We start from the raw sequence: 24,555 nt of genomic DNA, 5'->3' as shown, positions 1-24,555 counted from the left end.
TTCAACAAGCAGGCGCAGATCATCGACCAGCATGGCGATGAAAGTTAACATCGCCGCGTCCCGTTTACAACCGGTTTGCGCCAAAAACAAAATGCCGTTCAGTCGCTTAACTGAACGGCATTACGGCACATGCCGGCGTTTTTCTTTGTCTGGATGCAGAGGCCGCTTGTGCGCGGCAACCCGACTTACGCGGGGAACACACCCGTCGACAGATAACGGTCGCCGCGATCGCAAACGATGAACACGATGGTCGCGTTCTCGACCTGGCGCGCGACACGCAGCGCCACTTCGCACGCGCCCGCCGAGGAGATGCCACAGAACACGCCTTCGACGGATGCCAACCGGCGCGCCATCGCTTCCGACGCCGCCTGGCTCACGTTTTCGACGCGATCGACGCGGCTGCGGTCGAAAATCTTCGGCAGATACGCTTCCGGCCATTTGCGGATGCCCGGAATGCGCGAGCCCTCTTCCGGCTGCGCACCGACGATTTCGATCGCCGGATTCTGTTCCTTCAGATACTGCGACACGCCCATGATCGTGCCTGTCGTGCCCATCGCCGACACGAAGTGCGTGATGCGCCCTTCCGTGTCGCGCCAGATCTCGGGGCCCGTCGCTTCGTAATGCGCGAGCGGATTGTCCGGGTTGCCGAACTGGTCGAGGATGATGCCCTTGCCTTCGCGCTGCATCTGCTCGGCGAGATCGCGGGCGTACTCCATGCCGCCCGTGACGGGCGTCAGCAGGATCTGCGCGCCGTATGCGGCCATGCTCTGACGGCGCTCCAGCGACAGATCCTCCGGCATGATGAGAATCATCTTGTAGCCGCGGATGGCCGCTGCCATCGCCAGCGCAATACCCGTATTGCCGCTCGTCGCTTCGATCAGCGTGTCGCCGGGCTTGATGCGCCCGCGCAGTTCCGCCTTCTTGATCATCGACAGCGCCGGGCGATCCTTCACCGAACCCGCAGGATTGTTGCCTTCCAGCTTGCCGAGCACGACGTTGTTGCGGGCGCGGATGTCGTCGTCCACGACGCGGACAAGCTGAATGAGGGGCGTATTGCCGATCGTGTCTTCAATCGTTTTGTAAGCCATATCGGTTGCGTGCTGTGACGGTGCGGGAAGTCTTGAATCCGTCGATTCTAAACTACCGGACGTAGCACTGCCGGCAGCCCCTGTCGCGTGCATGGATGCTTTGGCTGTGCGGCTCTCGTGTGCAAGCCGCCCCGAACGCACGCAAAAAGCCGCGGCAGGCTGGATCTGCCGCGGGAGCCAGTCATCTGAACGACGGCTGAAGGAGTGGCCAGTAGCAACCCCGCTCGATGGAAACGATGACACGCGACACGAGCGCCTGCCCCGCGTGTCTTGCCGACACGCATCGGGCGCTCGGATCAACAGGTTACTTTTTGACCACTACGGCCGTATCGCTCTTCGCAGCGGCCGCGGCCTTCGCATGCGGCGCCGCAGCCGGAGCGCCAGCAGCAGCGACAGCCGTCGCACCAGCGCCCGATGTGCCGACAGCGAGGCCCTCGGCCTGCAGACGTTCGACCGTATGGCCGCCGAGACCCTTGACCCGCTTGCTGAGATCCGCCGCGTCCTTGAACGGGCCGTGGGCCGCGCGTTCGTCGAGAATGGCTTTCGCCTTCGCGGGCCCAATGCCCTTGATGCCGCGCAGCGCGGATTCGTTAGCGGAGTTGACGTCGACCGAGGCGAACGCCTGGCCGAAAGCGGCGAGCATGGCCGCCGTGACGAGGATTTTTTTGAGCATATGGAATCTCCCTGAAACACCGGCCGGTGACGATCACCGACCGGGAGACCCCAGTGTAGAGAGGCGTACGAACGATTTACACCTGGCCGGATAGCCAACGCACGTAGCGATCGACGCCTTCCTGCACCGTGAGGAACGGCGCGTCGTAGCCAGTTGCACGCAGCTTCGTCAGATCGGCTTGCGTGAAGCACTGATACTTGCCGCGCAACGCATCGGGGAACGGGATGTACTCGATCAACCCGCGCTGCACCAGTTCCGCGAGCGACAACGCCGGCTCGCCGTCGAGTGCGCGCAGCGTGTTGACCACCGTCGACGCGATATCGTTGAACGGCTGCGCACGGCCGCTGCCCAGATTGAAAATGCCCGACTTCTCCGGATGATCGAAGAAGTGCAGATTCACCTTCACCACATCTTCGACGGAGACGAAATCGCGCGTCTGCTCGCCGGCTGCGTAGCCGTTGTATTCGCCGAACAGCTTCACCTTTCCTTCCGCACGGAACTGGTTGAAGTTGTGGAACGCGACGGACGCCATGCGTGCCTTGTGCGACTCGCGCGGCCCGTACACGTTGAAGTAGCGGAAGCCCGCAATCTGGCTCTTCGCCGCAGGCAGCACGCGCCGGATCACCTGATCGAACAGGAACTTCGAATAGCCGTACACGTTCAGCGGCGCCTCGACCTCGCGCTCTTCGACGAAGCGCGTCGAGCCGCCATAGGTCGCCGCCGACGACGCATACAGAAACTGCACGCCCTGCGCGAGACACGCATCGAGCACCGCGCGGCTATAGCGGAAGTTGTTGTCCATCATGTAGCGGCCGTCGGTTTCCATCGTGTCCGAACAGGCGCCCTCGTGGAAAATCGCGCGGACCTTGCCGAAGTCGCCGCGCGCAAAGCGCTCGACGAATTCCGTCTTGTCGAGATAGTCGTCGATTTCACAGTCGACGAGATTCTTGAACTTGTCGGCGCGCGTCAGATTGTCGACGGCGATGATGCGGTCTTCGCCGCGCTCGTTGAGCGCCTTGACAAGATTGCTGCCGATAAAACCAGCCGCGCCGGTGACGATGAGGGTCATGGTCGTCCTGCAGTGATGATAGTCAACGGATGCGGAGATGAACCGCCGCGCGCCACGCGAGGAAGCGGGCGCGCGCGGGCATCAGTGAAAGAGTTCGTCGTAGTCGACAGTGGCCGTGCCGAGCTTGGCGACCACGATGCCTGCGGCGCGATTCGCGAGCGACACGGCTTCGTCGAGCGGCAGGCCCGCGCCGAGCATGACGGCGAGCGTCGCGATCACGGTATCGCCTGCGCCGGACACATCATACACTTCGCGCGCTACGGCCGCCGCGTGCAGCTTGCCCTCGTCAGAGAACAGCGTCATGCCTTCTTCTGAACGCGTGAGCAGCAGCGCCTTCAGATCGAGTTCGGCGCGCAGCTTCGTCACGCGCGCGAGCAGATCGGCTTCGGACTTCCACTGCCCCACCACCTCGCGCAACTCCGCGCGGTTCGGCGTAATCAGCGTGGCGCCGCGATAGCGCTCCCAGTCGTCGCCCTTTGGATCGACCAGCACCGGCTTGCCCGCCGCGCGCGCCTTCGCGATCATCTGCGTGACGTGCGTCAGGCCGCCCTTCGCATAGTCCGACATCAGGATCACGTCGTGAGCGGGCAGCAATGCGTCGTAGCGCGCGAGACCTGCGAGCAGCGCTTCGTGCGCGGGCGCCTTCTCGAAATCGACCCGCAGCAACTGCTGCTGACGCGACAGCACGCGCAGCTTGATCGTCGTCGGCAACTCGGGATCGCGCTCGAGATGCGGCGCGACGCCGCTATCGCCGAGCAATTGCACGACGCGCTCGCCCGGCTCGTCGTGGCCGACCACGCACAGCAAGCCAGCCTGCGCACCGAGCGCCGCTGCATTGCGCGCGACGTTCGCCGCACCGCCCAAGCGGTCTTCCTGGCGCTGAACGAGCACGACGGGAACAGGTGCTTCCGGCGAGATCCGGTTCACATCGCCGAACCAGTAGCGGTCGAGCATCACGTCTCCGACCACCAGCACGCGCGCGGCCGCAAGCCGCTCGCGCGCGATGACGCCCACCTCGGGCGCGAGCGTTGCGCCTTCAGGCACGGCCGGAGTCGGATGAAGTTTCAGCGGGTCTTGCATAGGGACGTCCAATCGAGTGATAGTCGATGCCGAGCTCCGACATCGCCTCGGGTTCATACAGATTGCGGCCGTCGAAAATCAACGGCGCTTTGAGCTGCGACTTCAGATGCGTGAAGTCCGGGCTCTTGAACTCCTTCCATTCCGTGACGATGACGAGCGCGTCGGCACCACCGAGCGTCTCGTCCTGCGTGCTCTCGAAATGCAGGCGCGCCTGCTGCTCGGGCAGCTTCGCCAGATCGAGAGCGAATACGCGCTTCGCTTCCGTCGTCGCGACGGGATCGTAAGCTCGCACTGTCGCGCCGCGCGCGAGCAGTTGCGCGATCACGCGACGGCTCGGCGCTTCGCGCATGTCATCCGTATTCGGCTTGAACGACAGGCCCCACACGGCGAACGTGCGGCCGCTCAGATCCTCGCCGAGCGAGCCCGTGATCTTGCGCACGAGCACTTCCTTCTGTTCGTGATTCACCTCTTCGACGGCTTCGAGAATGCGCAAATTGTGGCCGCGCTCGGCACCCGTGCGGATCAGCGCCTGCACATCCTTCGGGAAGCACGAGCCGCCGTAGCCGACGCCCGCGTACAGGAAGTGATAGCCGATGCGCGGGTCCGAGCCGATGCCGCGACGCACGGCCTCAATGTCAGCACCGACGGTGTCGGCCAGATTCGCCATCTCGTTCATGAACGAGATACGCGTGGCGAGCATTGCGTTCGCCGCGTATTTCGTGAACTCGGCCGAGCGCACGTCCATGTATAGCGTGCGTTCGTGGTTACGGTTGAACGGCGCGTACAGACGGCGGATCTTCTCGCGCGCCTTGTCGCCTTCCTCGTCGTTGTCGACGCCGACGACGATGCGGTCCGGCCGCATGAAGTCTTCGACGGCCGCGCCTTCCTTCAGGAACTCGGGGTTCGATACGATCGAGAAGCCATGCTGTGCACTGCCCTTCAAGCCGCGCTTCGCCAGTTCTTCCTCGATCACCGCGCGCACGCGCTGCGCGGTGCCGACAGGCACCGTCGATTTGTCGACGACCACCTTGAACTCGTTCATCGTGCGGCCGATGTTGCGGGCCGCTTCAAGCACGTATTGAAGGTCCGCGGAGCCGTCTTCATCGGGCGGCGTGCCGACCGCGATGAATTGCACTTCACCATGCGCGACGCTCGCCGCGACATCGGTCGAAAACGTGATGCGGCCGGCCGCGCGCGAACGCGCGATGATCTCCTGCAGGCCTGGCTCGTGAATCGGCATGCCGCCGTTGTTGAGAATGTCGATCTTGCGCGGATCGACATCCAGACAGAAAACGTCGTTGCCGACTTCGGCAAGACATGCGCCCGTGACAAGACCTACGTAACCCGTGCCGATAATGGTGATTTTCATACGCTTCCCGGTAGATGATGCGGGTTCAATGTTCGACGCTTCGATGCTGCGCGACGGCCTTGCGATTGTTGCGCGCGCCTCGCGTCAACTCGACGCCGTGATCGGCTCGACGCGGCGTGGCGCATAGGTTTCCCAGCCACTGCAGCCCGGACACTGCCAGTAGAAGAGGCGCGCCCGGAAGCCGCAATTCTGGCACGTGTACCGCGGCAGATTCTTGGTGCGCTGACGGATCAGCGTACGCATCAGTTCCAGTTCGCTGCGGCGAGGCTCTTCGGCGACCGCCTGCTGCGCTTCGAGCAGGCGCGTCATGCCCGCGAGATTCGGCGACTTCTGCATCTGCGTGCGCGCGAGCGCGTGCGCCGCTTCGGGACCGCGCAGCGCCGACACGTGCTGATACGCGACGTCGAGCAGATCGTTCGACGGATAGCGGTCCACCCATGTCGTCAGCAGATCGGCGCCCTCTTCCGGACGACCCAGCGCTTCGTACGCCTTCATCAGCTTTTCAGCGACGAGTGGCAGATAGGCAGAGTTCTGTTCCTCGACACGCAGCCATTGCGCGATCGCGGCCTCGTACTGCCCGGCCGCCGCGTCGACATCGCCGAACAGGATCGTGGCGCGCACGTTCTGCGGATGCGCCTTCAGCGCAAGATCCAGTTGACGGCGTGCCTCGTCCGGCTTCTTCTGCTGCAGCGCTTCCTGTGCCAGTTCGCAATGGAAGTGGCCGATTTCCTTGTCGAGCGACGCGGCGCCCATCGTTTCGAGCCGACGCGCGGTATCGATCGATTTGTTCCAGTCCTTCTCGATCTGGTAGATCGTGAGCAGCGCACGCTGTGCGCCAAGCGCATAGTCGCCCGATTCGAGCGACTTGAAGGTCTCTTCGGCGCGGTCGAGCAGGCCTGCCTTCAGGAAGTCCTGTCCCAGTTCGTACAGCGCGTGATCGCGCTCGGTGACGGGCAGGTCCGCGCGGCTCAGCAGGTTCTGGTGCACGCGGATCGCGCGATCCGTTTCGCCGCGGCGCCGGAACAGATTACCGAGCGCGAAGTGCAGTTCGATCGTTTCCGGATCGAGCTTGACGACTTCGATGAAGGCGTCGATAGCCTGGTCCGGTTGCTCGTTCAACAGAAAGTTGAGGCCGCGGAAATAAGAACGCGGCAGATTGGCGCTTTCGGACAGCAGCGCCTTGAGGTCGTAGCGCGCAGCCACCCAGCCGAACGCGAACGCGACGGGTATGACGAGCAGCCACCAGAGGTCTAGATCCATGCGAATGTGCGGAGTGCGAAAGAGGCCGTGCGCCGGCGGCACACGGCGTTAGAGGGCTAGATGAGCGGCGGCATCGGCGGCTCTTCGACGACGGCGGGCGTTTCGCGCGCCACGCGAAGATCGCGCTTAAGGCGGCCGTTTTCCATCCGCAGACGGAACATCGCCGGCAGCGACGATACGAGGCCCGCCAGCAGGCCTACTACGAAGAACGCCAGTCCGATCAGAATCAACGGAGCCTGCCACGCATACCCGGCGAGGAAATTCAGCGTAGCGCTTTGCGTATTGGACAGTGCGAGCACCAGCAGCAGCACGAACACCAGTACGCGAATCAGCCAGACGATAAATTTCATGTATTGATCTCTTGACGGCGGTTGCGGGATGACGCCGGCTTGATGACGCGTCGCGCCACGGTGTTCGCCCGCGCCGAAGTGACCCGTATTGTAAATGAAGCCTAACTCGACTGGCACAGGCGTGCGGCTCGCGATGCCTTACTGTCGTTTAAGAGACGGGAAATGTTGCTCTGATCGTGGCACACGTGCGCCCCGCGTTCCGTGCATAGCCGCGCGCAACGGACGAAAAAAAAGCGCCCTAAGGCGCTTTTTTCTGGTCAATGCCGTGTGACTGGCTTAGCCGCGGCGAACTTCAACCGGAACTGCAAGAACTTCACAGAGCCGGCTCAAAGATCGTCGTCCGCGGCATCGGCTTTCAGAGGCTCCCCCGCATTACGGTCGACGCGTTCGCGCAACTCTTTGCCAGGCTTGAAATGCGGCACGTGCTTCTCAGGCACCAGCACTTTTTCACCCGACTTCGGGTTGCGTCCGACGCGGGACGGACGGCGGTTCAAGCCAAAGCTGCCGAAGCCGCGAATTTCGATGCGATGGCCGTTCGCCAAAGCGTCCGACATCGCGTCGAGCATCGTCTTCACCGCGAAATCCGCATCCTTGAGGACAAGTTGCGGAAATCGCGTAGCCAGCTGGGCGACCAATTCCGATTTGGTCATACTGCAGCAGACCCCTTAAGGCTTACTGGTTCTGGCCGTCGAGCTTGGCCTTCAGCAGCGCGCCGAGGTTCGTCGTGCCACTTGCTGCCGAGCTGGTGTCGGATTGCAGGCCGCGAATCGCTTCCTGCTGCTCAGCCGAATCCTTCGCCTTGATCGACAGGTTGATGCCGCGCGACTTGCGGTCGATGTTGATGATCATCGCATTGACCTTGTCGCCTTCCTTCAGGACGTTGCGAGCGTCTTCCACGCGATCTTGTGCGATTTCCGAAGCGCGCAGGTAGCCTTCGACATCAGCCGTCAACTGAACCACTGCACCCTTCGCGTCCACCGTCTTGACCACGCCGTCGACGATCGAACCCTTGTCGTTCATTGCAACGAAGTTGCTGAACGGGTCGCCTTCGAGCTGCTTGATACCCAGCGAAATGCGTTCCTTCTCGACGTCGATGCCGAGAACGATCGCTTCCACTTCGTCGCCCTTCTTGTACTTGCGGACAGCTTCTTCGCCCGTTTCCGACCACGACAGGTCCGACAGGTGAACCAGACCGTCGATGCCGCCAGGCAGACCGATGAACACGCCGAAGTCGGTGATCGACTTGATCGCGCCTTGCAGCTTGTCGCCCTTCTTGAAGTTGCGGCTGAAGTCGTCCCACGGATTCGGCTTGCACTGCTTCATGCCGAGGCTGATACGACGGCGGTCTTCGTCGATCTCGAGGACCATGACTTCGACTTCGTCGCCCAGCTGGACAACCTTCGACGGTGCAACGTTCTTGTTCGTCCAGTCCATTTCCGACACGTGGACCAGGCCTTCGATGCCCGATTCGACTTCAACGAACGCGCCGTAGTCGGTGATATTCGTGACCTTGCCGAACAGACGCGTGCCCGACGGGTAGCGGCGCGAAATGCCTTCCCACGGATCGTCGCCCAGTTGCTTGATACCGAGCGAAACGCGGTTCTTTTCCTGGTCGAACTTGAGGATCTTTGCCGTGACTTCCTGGCCAACCGACAGAACTTCGCTCGGGTGACGCACGCGACGCCATGCGATGTCGGTGATGTGCAGCAGGCCGTCGATACCGCCGAGGTCCACGAACGCGCCGTAGTCGGTGATGTTCTTGACCACGCCTTCGACGATCGCGCCTTCCTTCAGCGTTTCGAGCAGCTTTGCGCGCTCTTCGCCCTGGGTCGCTTCGATCACTGCGCGGCGCGACAGCACCACGTTGTTACGCTTGCGATCCAGCTTGATGACGCGGAATTCCAGCGTCTTGCCTTCGTACGGCGTCGTGTCCTTGACAGGGCGCGTGTCGACCAGCGAGCCCGGCAGGAATGCGCGAATGCCGTTGACCATGACGGTCATGCCGCCCTTGACCTTGCCCGTGATCGTGCCCGTCACGAGTTCGTTGTTGTCGAGGGCCTTTTCCAGCGACAGCCACGAAGCCAGACGCTTCGCCTTGTCGCGCGACAGGATGGTGTCGCCGTAGCCGTTTTCCAGCGCGTCGATCGCGACGGAAACGAAGTCGCCCGCCTGCACTTCTACCTCGCCCGCGTCATTCAGGAACTCTTCGAGCGGGATGTAGGCTTCGGACTTGAGACCAGCGTTGACGACCACGAAGTTGTGGTCGACACGCACGACTTCGGCGGAGATCACTTCGCCAGCGCGCATGTCCTGCTTGGTCAGCGACTCTTCGAACAGAGCCGCAAAAGATTCGGTATTCGGGGTAGAGGTTTGCAGGTCGGACATAAAAATCTGAATTTGCATGGTTCTCGCAGCGTCAGGTGAACCTTCACGGTTCATCACTACGGCAAAGGAGCGAAAGCCATACGGGGTTAAGGGTTAAACAATCGCCTCGCGTTTCACCGCAAAGCACCAACACGACAACAAAAACACCTGATGCGGGTCGTTCCGCGTTCAGCTTTGCGGAACCAGCGCCCGGAACCATTGCACCACCTGTTCGACCGCCTGGTCGACCGACAATGCAGAGGTGTCGAGAAGCTGCGCATCTGCTGCAGGCTTGAGCGGCGCGGCTGTGCGCTGACTGTCACGCTCGTCGCGCTCACGCAAATCCCGGAGCAAGTCATCCATATTAGCAGAAAAACCTTTTTGGATCAATTGCTTATGCCGGCGGGTCGCGCGCGCCTCAACGCTGGCCGTCAAAAACACCTTCAGCGCGGCGTCAGGAAAGATCACCGTGCCCATGTCGCGGCCGTCGGCGACGAGGCCCGGCTGCTTGCGGAAAGCCCGCTGACGGGCCACGAGCGCGGCCCTGACGGGTGCGTGAATGGCGATCGCCGAAGCCCGGTTGCCGATTTCCTCGGCGCGGATGTCGGTCGACACGTCGGCGCCGTCCAACTGAGCGATGCCCTCGCGGAAAGTGATATGGAGTTCGCCGACCAGTTTCGCAAGTGCGTCGGCGTCATCGGCGGCGATGTCATAGCGTACGCTCGCGAGCGCCGCGAGCCGGTACAGCGCACCGCTGTCCAGCAGATGGAAGCCGAGTTCGGCGGCGACCAGCGCGGCCACCGTGCCTTTGCCGGAAGCGGTCGGGCCGTCGATCGTGATGACGGGCGTCTGGTGAAAGGGGCGGGTCGGTTTCATTGAAAAGGTCGCCCGTCGCAACGGGCGGCGCGTGTTAGCTATGCAGGGTCAGGGTTGCGCGAGCGTGAGAAAACGCTCGAAATAATCGGGAAACGTCTTGCCGACGCATTTCGGATCGTTGATCCGGACGGGCACGCCGCCGAGGCTCACCAGCGAGAAGCACATCGCCATCCGGTGGTCGTCGTACGTGTCGATCGCGGCGTTCGGCGTCAGTTTTTCGGGCGGGGTGACGACGAGAAAATCCTCGCCCTCCTGCACCTTCGCGCCGACCTTGCGCAGCTCCGTCGCCATCGCGGCGATCCGGTCGGTTTCCTTCACGCGCCAGCTCGCGATATTGCGCAGCGTGGTCGTGCCGTCCGCGAAAAGCGCGGCAACCGCGATGGTCATCGCCGCGTCGGGGATCAGGTTGAAGTCCATGTCGATCGGGTCGAGCTTGCCGTGGTCGTTACCGACGCCGCGCACTTCGATCCAGTCGTCGCCCATCGTGACGTTCGCGCCCATCTTCATCAGCGCCGTCGCGAAACCGACGTCGCCCTGAATGCTCGCGCGCCCCACGCCTTCGACGCGCAGCGGTCCGCCGCCCAGCGCGCCCGCCGCGAGGAAATACGACGCCGACGACGCATCACCTTCCACCATGATCTTGCCCGGAGACTGATAACGCACGCCGCTCGGGATCGTGAAGCGCTCCCAGCCGAAGCGTTCGACCTTGATGCCGAAGCGTTCCATCAGCCTGATCGTGATCTCGATGTACGGCTTCGAAATCAGCTCGCCCGCTACTTCGACGATCGTCTCGCCGCTATCCGTCTTCACGAGCGGCAGCGTCATCAGCAGCGCCGTCAGGAACTGGCTCGACACATCGCCACGCACGCGGATCGGCGCATCGACGGCGATCTGCGCCGGGCGGATGCGCAGCGGCGGAAAGCCTTCATTCTCTTCGTAGTCGATCTTCGCGCCGATCTGGCGCAGCCCGTCGACCAGATCGCCGATCGGCCGCTCGTGCATGCGCGGCACGCCGTGAATCCGGTAGTCGCCGCCGTTCACCGCGAGCGCCGCAGTCAGCGGGCGCACCGCCGTGCCGGCGTTGCCGAGAAACAGGTCCGCGCGCACCGCCGGCAGCGCGCCGCGCGTGCCCGTCACGACGCAGGTGTCGCCGTCGCGCTTCAACTTCACGCCGAGCTTTTCGAGCGCATCGAGCATCACGCGCGTGTCGTCGGAGTCGAGCAGATTCGTGATCGTCGTCTCACCCTCGGCCAACGCCGCGAGCAGCAGCACGCGGTTCGAGATGCTCTTCGAGCCGGGCAGACGGACCGTGCCGGTAGCACGGGAAAATGGTCCGAGATCGAGGTGTTCCATATGAATTCCAGTGTCCTTTATTTCGACGCGTCGTCGGCGGCCGAGCGCGCGGGCGACGCCTGCTGCGCTGACGCGGCGCGCTCCTGCCACGCGCTGCGTGCGGTGCGCGAGCGCGCGAACACGGCTTCCAGCGTTGCGCCGTCGCCTGCTTCGATCGCCGACCGGAGACGCGCCAGCACAGCCGTGTATCCGTCAATTTCGTTCAGCAGCGCCGCACGATTGGCCACGCACACGTCGCGCCACATTTCCGGGCTCGACGCGGCGATGCGCGTGAAGTCGCGGAATCCGCCCGCCGCAAACGAAAACTTAAGCTCGGCATCCGATGAATTGAGAATCTGCTCAACCAGCGCGAACGACAGCACGTGCGGCAGATGGCTGACCGACGCGAACACGCGGTCATGCTGTTCGGGCGACATCGCGTGCACACTCGCGCCAGTCGCGCGCCACATCGCGGCAACACGATCGACGTCGGCCGCCGCGTTCTCCGGCAACGCGCACAACACGACGTTGCGGTTCACGTACAGGTCGGGCAGCGCCGCATCGACGCCGCTCGATTCGCGGCCCGCGATCGGATGTCCGGGCACGAACTGGCCGATGCGCTCGCCCAATGCCGTGCGCGCCGCCGCGACGACGTCGGACTTGGTGCTGCCGGCGTCGGTGACGATCGTCGACGGATTCAGAAACGGCGCAATCCGTTCGAGCAGAGGTTGTGTCTGCGCGACGGGCGCGGCCAGCAGCACCACGTCGGCGCCGTCGAGCGCGTCGCGCAACGCCGCGTCGTCCGTCAGCGCCGCGCTCGCGTCGATCACGCCCAGTTCCAGCGCGCGCGCCGTCGAGGCCGCCGAGCGGCCCACGCCGATCACCCGCCGCGCGCCGCCGACGTCGCCGCGTTCGCGTAACGCGCGCGCGAGCGATCCACCGATCAGCCCGACGCCAAAAATCACCAGTTTGTCGAAAGAGAACGCTGCCACGTCAGTCACAGAAAAAACGCGCCTCGCTATCGATGAGGCGCGTGGATTGCATGGATACGCTCAGGCCGTCGCGAGCGTCTTTTCGAGCGCCGCAACGAACGCGTCGTTTTCTTCGGGCAGGCCGATCGTCACGCGCAGCCACTGCGGCAGACCGTAACTGCCCACGGGGCGCACGATCACGCCCTGCTTCAACAGTTCGAGATTCACGCGATTGCCGGCTGCATCGTCGTTGCCGACGCGCACCAGCACGAAGTTCCCGTACGACGGCACGTATTCGAGACCGAGCTTGTCGAACGCTTCCGTCAGGCGGCGATAGCCCTGCGCATTCAGTTCCGCGCTCTTCTGCAGGAACGGCTTGTCGTTCAGCGCGGCGATCGCGGCGGCTTGCGCCAGCGTGTTCACATTGAACGGTTGACGCAGACGGTTCATCAGATCCGTCAGTTCCGGCTGCGCAATCGCGAATCCGACGCGCAGACCCGCGAGACCGAACGCCTTCGAGAACGTGCGCGACACCAGCAGATTCGGATAGCGGCGCACCCACGCGATCGAGTCGTAGCGCTTGTCGGCGCTCAGGTATTCCGTGTACGCCTCGTCGAGCACGACGACGACGCTGCGCGGCACCTTCGCGAGGAACGCTTCGATCGTCGCGCCGTCGATGAACGTACCCGTCGGATTGTTCGGGTTCGCGACGAAAATGAGGCGTGTGTCGTCGGTAATCGCGGCGAGCATCGCGTCCAGATCGTGGCCGTAGCCGACGGCGGGCACGACGATCGCGCGCGCGCCCAGACCCTGCGTCGCCAGCGCGTACACGGCGAACGAATATTGCGCGTAGATCACCGACTGGCTCTTCTCGACGAACGCATGCGCGGCCAGTTCGAGAATGTCGTTGCTGCCGTTGCCGAGCGTGATCCAGTCGGCGGGCACGTCGTAGTGCGCGGAAAGCGCAGCCTTCAGTTCAAATGCGTTGGCATCCGGATAGCGGCCGAGTTCGCTTGCAGCCTGCGCCATCGCCGTCTTAGCGGACTCGGGCATGCCCAGCGGATTCTCATTCGACGCCAGCTTCACGATACGCGCTTCGTCCAGCCCAAATTCGCGTGCGACTTCCGAGATCGGCTTGCCAGCCACATAAGGCGCGATCGCGCGAACGTAGGAAGGACCGAAAGACGACGTTGTCATGAAAATCTCCGGGTAGCTGTCAGGCTTGCTTGTGGGTTACGCGTGGTTGCGTGGTTGCGAAACGAATGCGGGCCGCGTGTCAGCGGGCGCGCGGATACGAGCCGAGAATCTTCAGGAAGTCGGCCTTCTGGCCGAGTTCGGCGAGTGCGGCGGACACGGACGCATCGTCGCGATGGCCTTCGACGTCGATGTAGAAGTAATACTCCCACGTGCCGACGCGGGCCGGACGCGACTCGAAGCGCGTCATCGACACGCCGTGCTTCGCGAGTGGCTCCAGCAGCTTGAACATCGCGCCCGGCTCGTTCGCCACCGACACGATCAGCGACGTCTTGTCGTAACCGCTCGCACCCGTCGGCTGCTTGCCGATCATCACGAAACGCGTGCGGTTGTGCGGATCGTCCTGGATCAGTGCGTAAGCGACCTGCAAACCATATTGAGTCGCGGCGCGGTCACCGGCGATGGCCGCGATGGTCGGGTCGTCGGCCGCCATGCGCGCGGCTTCGGCATTGCTCGATACCGCCTGGCGCTCGACATGCGGTGCGTGCGTCGCCAGCCAGCGCTGGCACTGCGCGAGCGCCTGCGCGTGCGCGCACACGCGCGTCACACCCGACAGGTCGCCGTTGAGCGTCAGCAGATTATGGTGGATAGGCAGAGCCAGCTCGCCGCCGATCAGCAACTGGGTTTGCAGCAGCAGATCCAGCGTGCGCGACACCGCGCCTTCCGTCGAATTCTCGATGGGCACGACGCCGAACTCTGCGCCGCCCGCTTCGACCGAGCGGAACACCTCGTCGATCGACGAGCACGACAGGCCTTCGATCGACTGACCGAAGTATTCGTGCATTGCCTGTTCGCTATAGGTGCCTGCCGGACCGAGATACGCGGCCGTGATGTTCTTTTCCAGCGCACGGCTCGCGGCCATGATCTCGCGCCAGATCGCGCTGATGTGCTCGCCCGCGAGCGGGCCGTCGCTCATGTCCTGCAGACGCGCGATGACCTGCTGCTCGCGCTCCGGCCGAAACACAGGCGCGTTGAAGTGCTTCTTCACCTCGCCGACTTCGAGTGCGACCGCCGCGCGTTGATTCAGCAGCGCGATGAGCTGCGCGTCGATCGCGTCGATACGTTCGCGCAGCGGTTTGAGTTGAGAATTGAGTTCGTCGTCCATGCTTCTAAAGGGCCAATTCGGGTCCAGTCAGGGCCCGGTTCGGAGAGGATGCGTGCGCCGCGACCGGCACGATCACGCGCTGCGCTGTTCGAATTCCCTCATGTACTCGACAAGCGCTTTGACGCCTTCGAGCGGCACCGCGTTGTAAATCGACGCCCGCATGCCGCCGACGGACTTGTGGCCCTTCAGCTGCACCAGCCCGCGCGCTTTCGCGCCGGCCAGGAAATCTTCATTGCGCGACTCGTCGGCGAGGAAGAACGGTACGTTCATCCGCGACCGCGCGTTGCGCTCCACCTTGTTCAGATAAAAACTGCTCGAGTCGATCGTGTCGTACAGCAGCTTCGACTTTTCGACATTGCACGCCTCGATCGCCGTCAACCCGCCCTGCTTCTTCAACCACTTGAACACGAGCCCGGCGATGTAGATCGCGTACGTGGGTGGCGTGTTGTACATCGAATTGTTCAGCGCGACCGTCTTCCATTCGAACGCCGACGGGCAGATGCTCATCGAGCGCTCGAGCAGATCCTCGCGCACGATCACGACCGTGACGCCCGCCATGCCGATGTTCTTCTGCGCGCCGCCGAACAGCACGCCGTACTTGGCGATATCCATCGGGCGCGACAGGATGTGCGACGACGCGTCGGCGACGAGCGGAATGTCGCCGAGATCGGGAATCTCAAACGTCTCGACGCCGTGGATAGTTTCGTTCGTGCACAGGTGCACGTAGGCGGGATCGTCGGAGAGATTCCACTCGGCGCGCGCCGGAGCGTGCGTGAAACCGTCGGCCGTTTCGCCGCTCGCGGCCAGATGCACGGTGCCGTATTTCTGCGCTTCCTTGAACGACTTCTGCGACCAGGAGCCCGTCACCACGAAATCCGCGCGTGCCTTGCGGCCCATCAGGTTCATCGGCACGATCGCGTTTTCGCCGAGCCCGCCGCCCTGGAGGAACAGAATCTGATGACTGGAGGGCACCTGCAGCAGTTCGCGCAGATCGGTCAACGCCTCTTCATGGATCGTCATGAATTCTTTGCCGCGATGGCTCATTTCCATCACGCTCATGCCGCTGCCGCGCCAATCGAGCATTTCGTCGGCTGCCTGGCGCAGCACTTCTTCGGGCATGGCCGCCGGACCGGCGGAGAAATTGAAGACGCGCATCGTGAGAACCCTGGGAAGCAGGCGCACGGCGTACGAAAGTGCCGAAAACCGCGCCTGAAAGAAAATGGCCGTCTGCGCGCAAGCGCAAACGGCCATTATCGCATTGACGCTCAAAACCCGCCAAACCTCGGCGTTTCAAGGGGTTTCACGCATTTCCCTCTTGCAGCGCCTGTGACGGGACGCCTTGAGCGCCGTTCAGCCTTGTTCGACCTGCTTACTTCGCCGGCTTGACGGAAGCGACTTCCTTGTCAGCCTGGTCGCGCGTTGCCTTGATCGATTGCGGCATGTACTTCTGCATCAGACCGTTCACGACGTCGCGGCCAACCTGGTCTTGCACCTGGATGAACTTGCGGCCCGTCGGGCTGTTGTAGAACGCGGTCAGATCCTTGATTTCCTGGACGCTGTAGTACTTCGCGTATGCGTCGTACTGGGCTTGCATTGCGTCCTGCTTGAATGCGTCCGTTGCGAAGACCTGGCCTGCCGAGTCAACCAGCTTCGGCACCGCGTTCTTCTGCAGCGTCGGGACGGAAGCCTGCTTTTGCTTGTCCGTCATCGTCTTGTTTTCCGACAGCGCGTCCGACAGGATTGCCGGAACCAGCTGCTTGGCCTGCATTTGCGCGCTGTTGCCGATTGCGCCGACCAGCTTCTGCGCGTCGATCGCGTTCAGCAGATCCTTGATGGCAGCCTGCTTCGCCGGATCAACCGGAGCAGCAGCGGCCGGAGCAGCCGGGGCCGGCTGCTGGGTTTGCAGCGCTTGCGCCATCGCGAGCGTCGGCACGAAAGCGGCCAGAACCATCAACTGCTTGAAACGATTTTGCATCACTACTCCCTAAGAGAAATTAATCTGGTGCTTCACCGCGCAGGCGGCGCATCGGTCCCGATGCACTCAGAATGCCCGCGCAGCTTTACGCATTACTTGAGAAGCTTTGCTGCGGATCACGACGCTTCGCTTTCGTCACCACCTGCTTCGTCAGCAGGCAGGTCGGCGTCGCCGTCCACGTCTGCTTCCGCTTCAGCAACCTGTTGCAGACCGGAAAGCTTGGTGCCTTCATCAAGGCTGATGAGTGTAACACCTTGCGTTGCGCGGCCCATTTCTCGAATTTCTGACACACGCGTGCGGATCAGCACACCCGTATTGGTGATCAGCATGATCTGCGCTTCCGGGTCGACCAGCGTTGCCGCGACCACCTTGCCGTTGCGCTCGGACGTCTGGATCGCGATCATGCCCTTCGTACCGCGGCCGTGACGCGTGTACTCGGTGATCGGCGTGCGTTTGCCATAGCCGTTTTCCGTTGCCGTCAGCACCGACTGCTGCTCGTCGCCCGCCACCAGCAGCGCAATGACGCTCTGACCGTCTTCGAGCTGCATGCCGCGCACGCCGCGCGCTTCGCGGCCCATCGGACGAACGTCGTTCTCGTCGAAACGCACCGCCTTGCCCGAGTCCGAGAACAGCATCACGTCATGCTCGCCGTCGGTGATAGCCGCGCCGATCAGGTAGTCGCCGTCATCCAGACCGACTGCGATGATGCCCTTCTTCAGCGGACGGCTGAAGGCTTCGAGCGGCGTCTTCTTGACCGTGCCGAGCGCCGTCGCCATGAAAACGAACTTGTCCGCCGAAAATTCCTTGACGGGCAGAACGACCGTGATCTTCTCGCCTTCCTGCAGCGGGAACATATTGACGATCGGACGGCCGCGCGAATTGCGCGAGCCCTGCGGCACTTCGTAGACCTTCAGCCAGTAGACGCGGCCGCGGTTCGAGAAGCACAGGATGTGATCGTGCGTGTTCGCGATGAAGAGCGTGTCGATCCAGTCGTCTTCCTTCATCTGCGTTGCCTGTTTGCCGCGACCTCCGCGCTTCTGGGCGCGATATTCGGACAACGGCTGCGATTTCACGTAACCGGAGTGCGACATCGTCACGACCATGTCCTGCGGCGTGATGAGGTCTTCCGTGTTCAGCTCGGTCGCGTTCATCTCGATCCGCGAACGGCGTTCGTCGCCAAATTCGCTCTTGATCGTGGTGAGTTCGTCGAAGATGATGGAAGTTATGCGCTCCGGGCGCGCCAAGATATCCAGCAGGTCGGCGATCTGGGTCATCACGTCGCGGTACTCGCCGATGATCTTGTCCTGCTCCAGACCCGTCAGTCGCTGCAGACGCATCTGCAGGATTTCCTGGGCCTGCGTGTCCGACAGACGGTAGAGACCGTCGCCCTGCATGCCGTACGCCGGGTTCAGCCCTTCCGGACGATACGCGGCGCGGCCGCCGGACGAAGCATTGTCGGTCTCCGCGCGCTGCAACATCTCGCGCACGATCGACGAATCCCACGAGCGGTCCATCAACTCCTGTTTCGCGATAGGTGGCGTGGGTGCGGCCTTGATGATCGCAATGAAGTCGTCGATGTTGGCGAGCGCAACGGCGAGGCCTTCGAGCACGTGACCGCGTTCGCGCGCCTTGCGCAGTTCGTATACAGTGCGCCGCGTCAGCACTTCGCGACGATGCGACAGGAAATGCGAGAGCATTTCCTTCAGGTTCAGCAGCTTCGGCTGGCCGTCGACGAGCGCGACCATGTTCATGCCGAACGTGTCCTGAAGCTGCGTTGCCTTGTACAGATTGTTGAGAATGACCTCAGGCACTTCGCCGCGCTTCAGCTCGATCACGACGCGCATACCGCTCTTGTCGGATTCGTCGCGAATGTCCGAAATGCCTTCCAGCTTTTTCTCATTCACCAGTTCGGCGATACGCTCGAGCAGCGAACGTTTGTTCACCTGATACGGCAGCTCGTCGACGATGATCGCCATGCGCTGGCCGCGATCGATCTCTTCGAAGTGCGTGGTCGCGCGCATCACGACGCGGCCGCGCCCGGTGCGATAGCCGTCGCGCACACCGGCGACGCCGTAGATGATCCCCGCCGTCGGGAAGTCCGGCGCCGGTACGATCTCGATCAGCTCGTCGATCGTCGCTTCCGGATTCTTCAGCAGGTGGTGGCAGGCGTCGACGATTTCGCTCAGGTTATGCGGCGGAATGTTCGTCGCCATGCCGACGGCGATGCCCGACGAGCCATTGATCAGCAGGTTCGGAATGCGCGCGGGCAGAATGGCCGGTTCATTTTCGCTGCCGTCGTAGTTCGGCTGGAAATCGACCGTTTCCTTGTCGATGTCGGCGAGCAGCTCGTGGCCGATCTTCGCCATGCGGATTTCGGTGTAACGCATCGCCGCGGCGTTGTCGCCGTCGACTGACCCGAAATTGCCTTGTCCATCGACGAGCATGTAGCGCAGCGAAAAGTCCTGCGCCATGCGGACGATCGTGTCGTATACAGCCGAATCGCCGTGCGGATGGTACTTACCGATCACATCACCGACGATACGCGCCGACTTCTTGTACGCCCGGTTCCAGTCGTTGTTCAGTTCGTGCATGGCGTACAGCACGCGCCGGTGCACCGGCTTCAGACCATCGCGGACATCGGGAAGCGCGCGCCCTACGATCACGCTCATCGCGTACTCGATATACGAGCGGCGCATTTCCTCCTCTAGGGAGATTGGTAGAGTCTCTTTGGCGAATTGATCCATTGTCCGTATCGTTTACGCGCGAAGACGGTGAGGGAAACGCGTTCTTCACCTCACCGCTTGGGCCTACCCCTGGGTGTACTTCCTGTGCGGCTGCGAGCGCAGCGCATCACGCGATTCTATCATGCGGCGCATCCGCTCCCGGCGACGTACGTATACCTATTAGTGGGACGCCCGAAAACGGCACCTGGAAGCGCCTCGAAGGCGACGTGAGCGGGCCCGGAAAATGCTCACTCGCAAGCCGCCCGAATCGGCCTCCAGCGGCCTTTTGACGAACTTGACACCTTTTGTTGCGCATGCACCACATTCGACCGGACGTAAGGATGGGGGGCGGATTTTTTTATCGTCGGAAGGGAACGATATGGCAAAATGCCAACGCACAAGTTCAGACACGGCTCGAAGTCTATACACAACGTCTTTTGTTCTGCACCGATGTTATACTTCGAGCAATGTATGACTGGTCTACGTCAACAGGCTCGCAGTAAACCTGCGGTAATCTCAATTTCGAGAGGAGAAATATGAATAAACTTTCAAAGCTCGCGTTCATTGCAGCTACCGCAGTTATGGCTGCATCCGCTTCGGCACAGTCGGTGCCGGCGTCGCGACAAGCCACGAACGACAACTGGGTGAACGGCACCGGCGAATACGTGTGGATGAACGGCACGAACGAGCTTTGCTGGCGCGATGCGTTCTGGACGCCGGCAACGGCTAACGCAAAGTGCGATGGCGCACTGGTCGCACAAGCACCGACCCCGCCGGCACCGGCACCGGTCGCTCCGGCAATCACCAGCCAGAAGATCACGTATCAAGCTGACACGCTGTTCGACTTCGACAAGGCTATCCTGAAGCCGGCTGGCAAGGAAAAGCTGGACGATCTGGCATCGAAGATTCAAGGCCTGAACCTGGAAGTCGTCGTGGCCACGGGCTACACCGACCGCATCGGTTCGGACAAGTACAACGACCGTCTGTCGCTGCGTCGTGCACAAGCTGTCAAGGCATACCTGGTCAGCAAGGGCATCGAAGCCAACCGTATCTACACGGAAGGCAAGGGCAAGCGCAACCCGGTTACGACGGGCTGCAACCAGAAGAACCGCAAGCAACTCATCTCCTGCCTCGCACCGGATCGTCGCGTGGAAGTGGAAGTTGTCGGTACTTCGAAGCAGTAAGCTACAGAATACCGCAGTATGCAAGCCCCGCTTCGGCGGGGCTTTTTTTATGCCTCCGAGCACCTCAACAGGGACGTCGAGGCCCGCGTATCGGCCGTCCGTGACCCGGCGCTTTTTGCCCGCCCGTGCACAGCCCTATATACTCAGGGTTTCTCCGATCCACCCCGCTCTTCCCGCCCTCGAGGCCCGCATCCGTCATGACCAACGCCGATCCCCACGAACTGCAGAAATTCAGCGATCTCGCGCATCGCTGGTGGGACCCGAACGCCGAGTTCAAACCGCTGCACGAACTGAATCCGGTTCGGCTCAACTGGATTGACTCGCATGCGCACCTCGCAGGCAAGCGCGTGCTCGACATCGGCTGCGGCGGCGGAATTCTGTCCGAGTCGATGGCGACATTGGGCGCAGATGTGAAGGGAATCGACCTCTCCAATGAGGCTTTGGGCGTCGCTGATCTTCACAGCCTTGAAAGCGGTGTAACGGTAAATTACGAGGAAATCGCGGCAGAAGCGCTGGCGGCCCGCGAACCCGCGTCTTTCGACGTCGTCACGTGCATGGAAATGCTCGAGCACGTGCCGGATCCGTCGAAGGTCGTGGAGGCGTGCAAGACGCTCGTCAAGCCCGGCGGCTGGGTGTTCTTTTCGACACTCAACCGCAATGTGAAGTCGTATCTGTTTGCCGTGATCGGCGCCGAGTACCTCGCGCGCATGCTGCCGAAGGGCACGCACGATTACGCCCGCTTCATCCGACCGTCGGAGCTCGCCGGCTTCGCGCGCGCAGCGGGCCTGCTGACCGCGGACATCAAGGGCATCACCTACCACCCGCTGACGCGCCATTTCGGCCTGTCGAACGACACCGATGTGAATTACATGCTCGCGTGCCGTCGCGAAGCCTGATCCATTTTTTAGAGCCCGGCTAACTGCACCTACTTCAATGAGCGATCCCACGCCCCTGCCTCAGCGCGAAGACGAAGAAGCATCGATCGGCCTTTGCCAGGGCATTCTGTTCGACCTCGACGGCACCCTGGCCGATACCGCGCCCGACCTCGCCGCAGCCGTCAACAGGATGCGTCACGAGCGCGGCCTCGAGATGGTGCCGCTGGAACAGTTGCGACCGCTCGCGTCGGCGGGTGCGCGCGGCCTGCTGGGTGGTGCGTTCGGCATCGGCCCGGAGCATCACGACTACGGGTCGATGCGCGACGAGTTCCTCGCCAACTATGAAGCCGATCTCTGCATCGAGACGATCCTGTTCCCCGGCATCGACGAGATTCTCGACGACCTCGACGCGCGCGGCGTGCGCTGGGGCATCGTGACGAACAAGGTTTCCCGGCTGACGGAACCGCTCGTCGCTCAACTGGGGCTGGATACACGCGCGGGCTGCGTCGTCAGCGGCGACACGACGCCCCATTCGAAGCCTCATCCCGCGCCGCTCCTGCACGCAGCGAAGGAACTAGATTTGCCGCCGGAGCGGATCGTCTATGTCGGCGACGACCTGCGCGACGTGCAGGCCGGCTTCGCAGCCGGCATGGTGACCGTCGCAGCGGCATACGGTTACTGCGGCAACGACATTCCGCCCACCCAGTGGCACGCGAAGCATGTCGTCATTTCGACGGCCGAGCTGCAGAAACTGCTGCGCGATATCAGCTGATACGCGAACGCGGACCCCGTCACCATGCGAATGTTTCGCCGTGACTCCGGCGGGCCGCTATTGTAAAATGCTTACTTGAGCCACATCTGTGGCTCATTCCTTCTGCGGGGGCGACCTGGTTTCGACAGGGGTTGCGAAGCGGCTAGGGCATGTCGAGGACCCGTCACCTCGTTAATCAATGGGAAAAACGTAACTGCAAACGACGATACGTTCGCACTGGCAGCCTAAGGGCCGCCGTCCTCTGCCTAGTTCACTGACGGGCTAGTGTCGCAAGACCGGTAGCAATACCGACAGAGGTCATATACGTCAGTTAAGCCTTGGCGGCGTCACGACGTCCGGGTCGAAAATCTAGTGAATCGCCGTAGCGCAGCGTGTTCGTCCGCGTCGCTCCGGTTAAATCAAAAGACAGAACTAAACATGTAGAACTAGTCGTGGAGGACTTCTGGACGCGGGTTCGATTCCCGCCGCCTCCACCAATTTTCACGTGGTGTACACCGCAGGACAGAAACCCGCACAGCGTCAAGCTCTGCGGGTTTTTTGTTGTCCGGTCGCCGCCCTCGCCCCAATTTCAAACTTTTCTGATAGTCACCCGATCCGGCATGAAGTGAAATGGCGGACCCGTCGAGCAGGCCCGGCGGCTCACCCTATTCGCCCAGTAGAACTAATCAAACAAGGACATCCCGGCATGAATCAGACAGTCGACCCCATCATCGCCCGCTTTGGCGACGTCACGGATCACGGCGGCGAGATCGTCGAAGCGGCGCAGGATCTGCTCGAAGACGGTATCGGCGTAGCGCTCGACGGGCATCTGGTCGCCTGTCCGCGCTGCGGCGGCAAATACCCGATTATCGCTACCGGAAGGCGCAGACATAATGGCAAGCGCATCGCCTACATCGGCGATATCACCACTTGCGGCGCAACACTCGTGCGAAGCCAGCAAACGTAGAGCACGACGCACCCGCTGCGAGCGCGACCTGTCACGCCGCAGCGCGCACGTACACCTGCTCCGTTTCCCGAATGAACCTGCTGTTGCAAAACTCGCGCTCGGCTTTCGCCCGAGCGCTTCGTCCCATCGCGGGTAAGCGGCTCCGGTTCGCGAGCATCGCTTGCAGCCGCACGATCATGGCGTGCGTATCGCGCGGTTCGACGATCCAGCCGTCGACGCCATCGTCGACGTTGTCCGGCAAACTCGCGTAGCGCGTGACAAGCACGGGGCGCCCCATCGACATCATCTCGCGGCAAGCGAACGAGCTGCTCTCCACCGCGTACGACACCATGAAGCCGGCATCAAAGGTCGCCACATAGCCGCGCACGTCGTCCGTGAAGCCGGTGACGAGCAGGTTGTCGCTCATGTTCAGCGATTCGATGACCTCGCGCTGCTCGTCGTCCGGCTCGGTGCCGACGACGACCAGCACCACCCGCTTGCGCAGCGCTTCGGGCAACGCGGCGACGGCCGCCACCATGTCCATCGTTCCCTTGTACCAGTCGAACCCGGTGATCGTGCCGACCACCAGCTTGCCTGCATGCGCTTCGCCCAGAAGCGCCTCGCGTTTGCGCGCCGCGAGCGCATCGTCGAACGGCGCGTAGAAGTCGATGTCCACGCCATTCGCGATCACCGACATCCCGCAGTCCGCATACACGGAGCCTTCAAGCAGCTTCGCCGCCGGTTTCGACACGGCGATCACATGATGCGTCGCGCGTCGCGCCTTGAGCTTCGTCATGAAGTCGCGCTTGACGCGTATCGTGTTGTGCTTCGTGTAAACGAAATACGGACGCTTGAACGACGCAAACATCGTCGCCAGCATTACGAGCCGGTGATCGGGCGAACCGTTCATATGAACCACATCGAAGCGTTCTCGCTCAAGGAGCGCGCGCAGTTCGCGGATCGCACCGACGAAGCGTCCCAGCTCTTTCAGCTTGGCGGGAAATTCCATCGGGAGCGCGCGGATATTGGAGACCGCTCGTGCATGCTGCAGGAGACGGCTGCTCTTCGGTGCGCCGACGACAACTTCATGACGCCCCGCCAGGGCGCGCGCGATCGAGACGACGTACGTATCGTGACCGCCCCCGCGACCGTTGTGGAAGTTGGTCAATAGTATTTTCATGCTCGGCTTTCCCCCGTCCATGAGGGCTTGACTACGCCGCTCGGCCTGATCGGACGCAACAGACCGGCGCAATGCATTTCGCATTGCCTCTAATTCATCAGGAGAATTATATCGCGCATGCTTACCATTC

Annotated in this window: 22 protein-coding genes and 1 other RNA gene; 5 read left to right on the top strand and 18 right to left on the bottom strand. The window is 62.4% G+C overall.

Annotation, left to right across the window (positions count from 1 at the left end):
• Window positions 1-185: 185 nt before the first annotated feature.
• From cysM to gyrA, 17 genes are all read right to left on the bottom strand, one after another.
• Window positions 186-1,088, bottom strand: coding sequence for a cysteine synthase CysM (gene cysM / locus G3N95_RS38550; protein WP_205975323.1), 903 nt, complete (start codon window positions 1,086-1,088; stop codon window positions 186-188).
• Window positions 1,089-1,392: 304 nt separating this feature from the next.
• Complete coding sequence (locus tag G3N95_RS38545) at window positions 1,393-1,761, bottom strand: helix-hairpin-helix domain-containing protein (protein ID WP_205975322.1); 369 nt, start codon at window positions 1,759-1,761, stop codon at window positions 1,393-1,395.
• 76 nt (window positions 1,762-1,837) lie between these two features.
• Window positions 1,838-2,830, bottom strand: a complete 993-nt coding sequence (gene rfaD, locus G3N95_RS38540) for an ADP-glyceromanno-heptose 6-epimerase (RefSeq protein WP_205975321.1) — start codon at window positions 2,828-2,830, stop codon at window positions 1,838-1,840.
• An 81-nt stretch (window positions 2,831-2,911) separates the two neighbouring features.
• Window positions 2,912-3,910, bottom strand: coding sequence for a D-glycero-beta-D-manno-heptose-7-phosphate kinase (rfaE1, locus tag G3N95_RS38535; protein ID WP_241019183.1), 999 nt, complete (start codon window positions 3,908-3,910; stop codon window positions 2,912-2,914).
• On the bottom strand, window positions 3,867-5,279 hold the full coding sequence (locus tag G3N95_RS38530) for a UDP-glucose/GDP-mannose dehydrogenase family protein (protein WP_205975320.1): 1,413 nt from the start codon (window positions 5,277-5,279) through the stop codon (window positions 3,867-3,869). Before G3N95_RS38530 ends, rfaE1 begins: the two co-directional genes overlap by 44 nt.
• An 84-nt stretch (window positions 5,280-5,363) precedes the next feature.
• Window positions 5,364-6,539, bottom strand: coding sequence for a lipopolysaccharide assembly protein LapB (gene lapB / locus G3N95_RS38525; RefSeq protein WP_205975319.1), 1,176 nt, complete (start codon window positions 6,537-6,539; stop codon window positions 5,364-5,366).
• Between the two features lie 56 nt (window positions 6,540-6,595).
• Window positions 6,596-6,889 carry a LapA family protein gene (locus G3N95_RS38520; RefSeq protein ID WP_205975318.1) on the bottom strand — a complete coding sequence of 98 codons (294 nt, stop codon included), beginning with the start codon at window positions 6,887-6,889 and terminating at the stop codon, window positions 6,596-6,598.
• Window positions 6,890-7,215: 326 nt separating this feature from the next.
• The gene (locus G3N95_RS38515) at window positions 7,216-7,539 is read right to left on the bottom strand and encodes an integration host factor subunit beta (RefSeq protein ID WP_012400156.1); all 324 of its coding nucleotides are present in this window, start codon (window positions 7,537-7,539) and stop codon (window positions 7,216-7,218) included.
• A gap of 22 nt (window positions 7,540-7,561) precedes the next feature.
• Window positions 7,562-9,292, bottom strand: a complete 1,731-nt coding sequence (gene rpsA / locus G3N95_RS38510) for a 30S ribosomal protein S1 (protein WP_205975317.1) — start codon at window positions 9,290-9,292, stop codon at window positions 7,562-7,564.
• Between the two features lie 150 nt (window positions 9,293-9,442).
• Window positions 9,443-10,129, bottom strand: coding sequence for a (d)CMP kinase (cmk, locus tag G3N95_RS38505; protein ID WP_205975316.1), 687 nt, complete (start codon window positions 10,127-10,129; stop codon window positions 9,443-9,445).
• A 48-nt stretch (window positions 10,130-10,177) separates the two neighbouring features.
• A complete protein-coding gene (gene aroA, locus G3N95_RS38500; RefSeq protein ID WP_205975315.1) occupies window positions 10,178-11,482 on the bottom strand; it encodes a 3-phosphoshikimate 1-carboxyvinyltransferase in 1,305 nt (434 codons plus the stop codon).
• A gap of 17 nt (window positions 11,483-11,499) precedes the next feature.
• Window positions 11,500-12,462, bottom strand: coding sequence for a prephenate dehydrogenase/arogenate dehydrogenase family protein (locus G3N95_RS38495; protein WP_205975314.1), 963 nt, complete (start codon window positions 12,460-12,462; stop codon window positions 11,500-11,502).
• Window positions 12,463-12,513: 51 nt separating this feature from the next.
• A complete protein-coding gene (hisC, locus tag G3N95_RS38490; RefSeq protein ID WP_205975313.1) occupies window positions 12,514-13,629 on the bottom strand; it encodes a histidinol-phosphate transaminase in 1,116 nt (371 codons plus the stop codon).
• A gap of 79 nt (window positions 13,630-13,708) precedes the next feature.
• Window positions 13,709-14,791 carry a prephenate dehydratase gene (gene pheA / locus G3N95_RS38485; protein WP_205975312.1) on the bottom strand — a complete coding sequence of 361 codons (1,083 nt, stop codon included), beginning with the start codon at window positions 14,789-14,791 and terminating at the stop codon, window positions 13,709-13,711.
• Between the two features lie 72 nt (window positions 14,792-14,863).
• Complete coding sequence (gene serC / locus G3N95_RS38480) at window positions 14,864-15,946, bottom strand: 3-phosphoserine/phosphohydroxythreonine transaminase (protein ID WP_205975311.1); 1,083 nt, start codon at window positions 15,944-15,946, stop codon at window positions 14,864-14,866.
• Between the two features lie 214 nt (window positions 15,947-16,160).
• Entirely contained in the window at window positions 16,161-16,766 is a 606-nt protein-coding gene (locus G3N95_RS38475; RefSeq protein WP_205975310.1) for a DUF2059 domain-containing protein, read from the bottom strand.
• A 116-nt stretch (window positions 16,767-16,882) separates the two neighbouring features.
• Window positions 16,883-19,510, bottom strand: a complete 2,628-nt coding sequence (gyrA, locus tag G3N95_RS38470) for a DNA gyrase subunit A (RefSeq protein WP_205975309.1) — start codon at window positions 19,508-19,510, stop codon at window positions 16,883-16,885.
• A 515-nt stretch (window positions 19,511-20,025) separates the two neighbouring features.
• Between gyrA and ompA the strand changes: the two genes are divergently transcribed.
• The 5 genes from ompA (at window position 20,026) to G3N95_RS38445 (ending at window position 23,266) form a co-directional block, all read left to right on the top strand.
• Window positions 20,026-20,673: an outer membrane protein OmpA gene (ompA, locus tag G3N95_RS38465; RefSeq protein ID WP_205975308.1), complete on the top strand. Its 648-nt coding sequence runs from the start codon at window positions 20,026-20,028 to the stop codon at window positions 20,671-20,673.
• 197 nt (window positions 20,674-20,870) lie between these two features.
• Entirely contained in the window at window positions 20,871-21,569 is a 699-nt protein-coding gene (gene ubiG / locus G3N95_RS38460) for a bifunctional 2-polyprenyl-6-hydroxyphenol methylase/3-demethylubiquinol 3-O-methyltransferase UbiG (protein ID WP_205975307.1), read from the top strand.
• Window positions 21,570-21,606: 37 nt separating this feature from the next.
• Window positions 21,607-22,320 carry an HAD-IA family hydrolase gene (locus G3N95_RS38455; protein ID WP_205975306.1) on the top strand — a complete coding sequence of 238 codons (714 nt, stop codon included), beginning with the start codon at window positions 21,607-21,609 and terminating at the stop codon, window positions 22,318-22,320.
• 106 nt (window positions 22,321-22,426) lie between these two features.
• Window positions 22,427-22,796: a transfer-messenger RNA gene (ssrA, locus tag G3N95_RS38450) on the top strand.
• A gap of 209 nt (window positions 22,797-23,005) precedes the next feature.
• On the top strand, window positions 23,006-23,266 hold the full coding sequence (locus tag G3N95_RS38445) for a PAAR domain-containing protein (RefSeq protein WP_205975305.1): 261 nt from the start codon (window positions 23,006-23,008) through the stop codon (window positions 23,264-23,266).
• A gap of 31 nt (window positions 23,267-23,297) precedes the next feature.
• Here the strand turns inward: G3N95_RS38445 and G3N95_RS38440 are convergent, their stop codons facing one another.
• On the bottom strand, window positions 23,298-24,425 hold the full coding sequence (locus G3N95_RS38440) for a glycosyltransferase family 4 protein (RefSeq protein ID WP_205975304.1): 1,128 nt from the start codon (window positions 24,423-24,425) through the stop codon (window positions 23,298-23,300).
• Window positions 24,426-24,555: the final 130 nt, after the last annotated feature.

The organism is Paraburkholderia sp. Tr-20389 (genome assembly GCF_017104565.1).
GTDB lineage: Bacteria > Pseudomonadota > Gammaproteobacteria > Burkholderiales > Burkholderiaceae > Paraburkholderia.
Note: the sequence above shows the minus strand (reverse complement) of the source record. Positions and strands in the feature narration are given on the sequence as shown.

What these genes read in the sequence shown, in the direction of transcription:
- cysM (WP_205975323.1), bottom strand. Translation starts at nt 1,088, where the DNA reads ATGGCTTACAAAACGATTGAAGACACGATCGGCAATACGCCCCTCATT.
- G3N95_RS38545 (WP_205975322.1), bottom strand. Translation starts at nt 1,761, where the DNA reads ATGCTCAAAAAAATCCTCGTCACGGCGGCCATGCTCGCCGCTTTCGGC.
- rfaD (WP_205975321.1), bottom strand. Translation starts at nt 2,830, where the DNA reads ATGACCCTCATCGTCACCGGCGCGGCTGGTTTTATCGGCAGCAATCTT.
- rfaE1 (WP_241019183.1), bottom strand. Translation starts at nt 3,910, where the DNA reads ATGCAAGACCCGCTGAAACTTCATCCGACTCCGGCCGTGCCTGAAGGC.
- G3N95_RS38530 (WP_205975320.1), bottom strand. Translation starts at nt 5,279, where the DNA reads ATGAAAATCACCATTATCGGCACGGGTTACGTAGGTCTTGTCACGGGC.
- lapB (WP_205975319.1), bottom strand. Translation starts at nt 6,539, where the DNA reads ATGGATCTAGACCTCTGGTGGCTGCTCGTCATACCCGTCGCGTTCGCG.
- G3N95_RS38520 (WP_205975318.1), bottom strand. Translation starts at nt 6,889, where the DNA reads ATGAAATTTATCGTCTGGCTGATTCGCGTACTGGTGTTCGTGCTGCTG.
- G3N95_RS38515 (WP_012400156.1), bottom strand. Translation starts at nt 7,539, where the DNA reads ATGACCAAATCGGAATTGGTCGCCCAGCTGGCTACGCGATTTCCGCAA.
- rpsA (WP_205975317.1), bottom strand. Translation starts at nt 9,292, where the DNA reads ATGCAAATTCAGATTTTTATGTCCGACCTGCAAACCTCTACCCCGAAT.
- cmk (WP_205975316.1), bottom strand. Translation starts at nt 10,129, where the DNA reads ATGAAACCGACCCGCCCCTTTCACCAGACGCCCGTCATCACGATCGAC.
- aroA (WP_205975315.1), bottom strand. Translation starts at nt 11,482, where the DNA reads ATGGAACACCTCGATCTCGGACCATTTTCCCGTGCTACCGGCACGGTC.
- hisC (WP_205975313.1), bottom strand. Translation starts at nt 13,629, where the DNA reads ATGACAACGTCGTCTTTCGGTCCTTCCTACGTTCGCGCGATCGCGCCT.
- pheA (WP_205975312.1), bottom strand. Translation starts at nt 14,791, where the DNA reads ATGGACGACGAACTCAATTCTCAACTCAAACCGCTGCGCGAACGTATC.
- serC (WP_205975311.1), bottom strand. Translation starts at nt 15,946, where the DNA reads ATGCGCGTCTTCAATTTCTCCGCCGGTCCGGCGGCCATGCCCGAAGAA.
- G3N95_RS38475 (WP_205975310.1), bottom strand. Translation starts at nt 16,766, where the DNA reads ATGCAAAATCGTTTCAAGCAGTTGATGGTTCTGGCCGCTTTCGTGCCG.
- gyrA (WP_205975309.1), bottom strand. Translation starts at nt 19,510, where the DNA reads ATGGATCAATTCGCCAAAGAGACTCTACCAATCTCCCTAGAGGAGGAA.
- ompA (WP_205975308.1), top strand. Translation starts at nt 20,026, where the DNA reads ATGAATAAACTTTCAAAGCTCGCGTTCATTGCAGCTACCGCAGTTATG.
- ubiG (WP_205975307.1), top strand. Translation starts at nt 20,871, where the DNA reads ATGACCAACGCCGATCCCCACGAACTGCAGAAATTCAGCGATCTCGCG.
- G3N95_RS38455 (WP_205975306.1), top strand. Translation starts at nt 21,607, where the DNA reads ATGAGCGATCCCACGCCCCTGCCTCAGCGCGAAGACGAAGAAGCATCG.
- G3N95_RS38445 (WP_205975305.1), top strand. Translation starts at nt 23,006, where the DNA reads ATGAATCAGACAGTCGACCCCATCATCGCCCGCTTTGGCGACGTCACG.
- G3N95_RS38440 (WP_205975304.1), bottom strand. Translation starts at nt 24,425, where the DNA reads ATGAAAATACTATTGACCAACTTCCACAACGGTCGCGGGGGCGGTCAC.